Source organism: Dolichospermum lemmermannii CS-548, from assembly GCF_028330815.1.
Classification (GTDB): domain Bacteria; phylum Cyanobacteriota; class Cyanobacteriia; order Cyanobacteriales; family Nostocaceae; genus Dolichospermum; species Dolichospermum lemmermannii.
This window is the reverse complement of sequence record NZ_JAQMTJ010000235.1, coordinates 1-3,646: the sequence shown is the minus strand read 5'-3', so window position 1 is coordinate 3,646 and position 3,646 is coordinate 1. Positions and strand designations below refer to the sequence as shown.

At 39.6% G+C, this 3,646-nt stretch carries 2 protein-coding genes; both read right to left on the bottom strand.

Annotated elements, in window-relative coordinates; genetic code table 11:
- Positions 1-329: 329 nt before the first annotated feature.
- Positions 330-1,313 (bottom strand): RNA polymerase sigma factor, RpoD/SigA family, encoded by a 984-nt coding sequence (locus tag PN450_RS15930; protein WP_015083343.1) that lies wholly within the window; start codon positions 1,311-1,313, stop codon positions 330-332.
- 535 nt (positions 1,314-1,848) lie between these two features.
- Positions 1,849-3,579, bottom strand: a complete 1,731-nt coding sequence (locus PN450_RS15925) for a helicase HerA domain-containing protein (protein ID WP_271836900.1) — start codon at positions 3,577-3,579, stop codon at positions 1,849-1,851.
- Positions 3,580-3,646 lie beyond the last annotated feature (67 nt).

Genomic DNA, 3,646 nt, shown 5'->3' with positions numbered 1-3,646 from the left:
AAGTGAATTAGGTGCAAGGAATAAGGATTGAAACCATTAAAAACCTATCACTTTCTGAAATTTGAGACTATTCTTCTCTCCTTCTAATTCTTCCTCCTGACTCCTGACTCCTGACTCCTGACTCCTGACTCCTAGCCCTCACGAAAAGACTTTTTCAGCAAGCCCTATCTAATCTATTGAATTTTGGTGTTGACCCATAGATGCATACAACTTCTAATTCACAGATTTCGCAAAATAAATTAAAATAAAAAAATTGCCCCCTGTTTTAAAATCAGGAGGCTCATCACCAAGAGGGATGTTTTGAATTACACTGTTGCGTGTTCACATTCCTAGCTGGCAATATATTCTTTAACATTAGCGCGGCGACGACGTAAATGTGCAAGAGCTTGATGCTCTAATTGACGAACTCGTTCCCGACTGAGGTTCAAACGTTCACCAACTTTCGCTAAAGACAGTTCATTTCCATCTTCTAAACCAAAGCGTAAAGCTACAACTTGGCGCTGTTGGGGTGTGAGTTCTGCAAGCAGGTTATTCAAGTCGTGACGCAAAAACTCCTGAGTCGTGTAATACTCTGGTGATGGCCCGTCATCTTCCAACATTTCTTGCAATTCGGTATCTTGGTTTTCACCGACGCGCACATCTAAAGAAACTGGTTGACGCGCCATATTCAGATATTCACGAATTTGAGCGGGTTCTAACTCTAGTTCTTTGGCGATTTCTGTAGGTGTGGGTGATCTTCCTAATGTTTGCGCTAATTCCCGTTGAACTTTTTTAATTTTGTTCAGTTTTTCGGTAATATGGATTGGTAGACGGATTGTCCGACCTTGTTGGGCGATCGCTCTGGTAATTGCCTGACGAATCCACCAATAAGCATAGGTTGAGAATTTGTAACCCCGCATGGGATCAAATTTCTCCACACCCCGTTCTAATCCCAAAGTTCCTTCCTGGATTAAATCCAGAAATTCCATATTCCGCTTTTGATATTTTTTCGCAATAGCTACAACCAAGCGCAAATTCGCTTCAATCATTTTTTGCTTGGCTCGCTTACCTTGTACCATCAGATGATTTAGTTCTGTTTCTGATTGATTAACACGGGCAGCCCATTCTGATAAACTAGGTTCATGGTCAATTTCTTTGCGTAAAGCTTCTTTAGCTTCTAGCAACGCCATCATTTGCTGTACTTGTTTACCGTAGATAATTTCTTGTTCACGGCTTAACAAAGGTACACGGCCAATTTCTCGCAGATAAGTTCTTACCATATCAGCGGTAAATTTGGCATTGACATTCTCTGTATGATTTTTAACTGTAGCCATTGGTGCTTTTATCCTCTACTCTTTAAACATAATCAATATTTTTTTTAACAAAGGCAATTTGTAAGCTGACAATATACATCAATGAACACGGAAAGCTACCATCAAAAATTACACTAATTAAGCCTTTATTAAGATGTTGCTAGTCTAAAAATGTGTCTGTTTACCCTCTCTTAATTTTGGAGTTTTAGCAGAAATACATTGGGTTGGTTGCTAGAATTCTTTTTTTAAGTTATCTAGTAGTTGGTTTAAAAACGGAGTCAGTATGAGTTTACTTTGATTTTATGTTACGACAAACAGAGTCAATAGTAAAGTTCCCAGATGATAAATATTTCAGTAATCAAGGCAAAAAGTTGATCACTATTTTTCTTTAACTTCCAAAAACTGTGTTGATATACTCATAGTGACGCGAAAACTCCCTCTAAAGTTGCTTTCAACTAGCCGGATAACCGAACTTGAGTTACTTGGAAATGGAGGGATGTTACGAAGTTGTTAGTTGTCAGTTGTCAGTTGTTAGTTGTTAGTTATTGATTTAAAACTAGAAGCCTAAGTCTGCTTTTGCTAGTTCAGCAGCGGTAAATACTTCCTCGTCTGTTTTTTCTTCCCAAGCGATCGCGCCAATTTCGGCGTAGAATGTGGAATCATAGGGACGAGTCCGCACAACCACTGGCATAGGAACAGCATGACCTAAAATTAAGGCCTGTTGTTTAGAGTCTAACTTAGCTAAGACTGAGCGTAAACCACCCGCACCAGATACACCCGTAAAAATAGCATCAATATCTTTTTCATCATTGAGCAAAGCGGTGATCCGAGTCCCGATCTGGGACATGACTTCATTATCTATGCCTGATGGACGTTGATCAACTACCAAAAGCGTGACAAAATATTTTCGCAGTTCTCTAGCAATAGTTCCAAAAATCGTACTTTGGACAACTCCTGGGTCAAGAAAGCGGTGCGCTTCCTCTATTGTAATCATTAATGGTGTCGGCCGATCTAAAGGATTTTTACTTTGGAGAAATTTATCAGCTTTTTTGACATAATGCTCATGTATCCGTCTGGTGATCATATTTGTCACCAACATATATGAAAGCATATTTGACTGGGAACCAAATTCAATAACTACGTTTTTTCCAGCTTCTAGACATTGGACGATGTTTTTAATATAATTTTGCGGACAAGCACTACGCATATACTTTAAACTATCTAAGCGAAAAAGTTTCCGCTGTAATGCCATAATTGAGCCTTTGTGTCCGCGTTTTTCGTCACAAAACATCTCAATATCTTCGTTACTCATATTTAGTAACTTAATAATCCAAGATTTACCCAACTCTGTAAAGAGGATATTGGCATTATCTAAAGCCGCTTCAGAAAGTCCTAAATCACGATTACACAATTTAATATCTTCAACTTCAACCTGTTCATAGCTAAGATATAGTTCTTGTGCCTCCCGAACACCTCGACGCTTTGTTGAATCTGGATCAAGTGTGTAAACCTCAACTTGTCCGGGAAATAACTGTTTTAAGCCTTTAACAGTGTTGACGTTTTTTCCTTCTGCGACTGCTTCCCAACCATATTCTGAGTGCATATCAAAAATCAAGTTGACAGCAGCATTCTTACGAATTACACCAGCTAAAATCAAGCGCGTCAGGAAAGATTTTCCAGTTCCCGATTTCCCAAAAATCCCGTTACTCCGTTCCACAAAGCGGTTTAAATCAATGCAAACCGGCACATCCATATCTAAGGGTTTACCGATAGAAAAGTTTTTGCGTTGAGGATCATCTTCCCAGCCAAAAACTTTCCGAAAATCCTCTTCCTTGGCTTCGTAAACTTGGCTAAAGTGACTAGGAATAGTTTTAACAGGTAATAATTCCATCGTCGTACTGGTTTGGGGTTGAAAGGATGCTAAACCCCTAGACGATGGTATGAAAGAATTAGGGGATTTACCATTACTAGAAAAGCCAGATGCTGGAGATTCAGGGGTAAACATCAGCATGGGTGCTAGGTTGATCATCCCATAAGTACCGCTACCGGCTAATACTTCGCGCAAGAAACTATCATCCCAATTGGGAGGACTAGCTGTAATGCGATCATTTGCCATACCCAAGGATACATCTGTTAGCATACAGAAAAAGCGCGATCGCATTCCCTGTACCACGAGAAATTTACCTACCCGCATATCTTCTACAGAGATATCTGGGTGTAATCTGACTTCTAAACCTCCAGTCAGAGAACCTTCAATAACTGAACCTAATGGTAATCCCAAATTCATTTTTGTTCGTTGTTCGTTGTCAGTTGTCAGTTGTCAGTTGTCAGTTGTCAGTTGTCAGTTGTCAGTT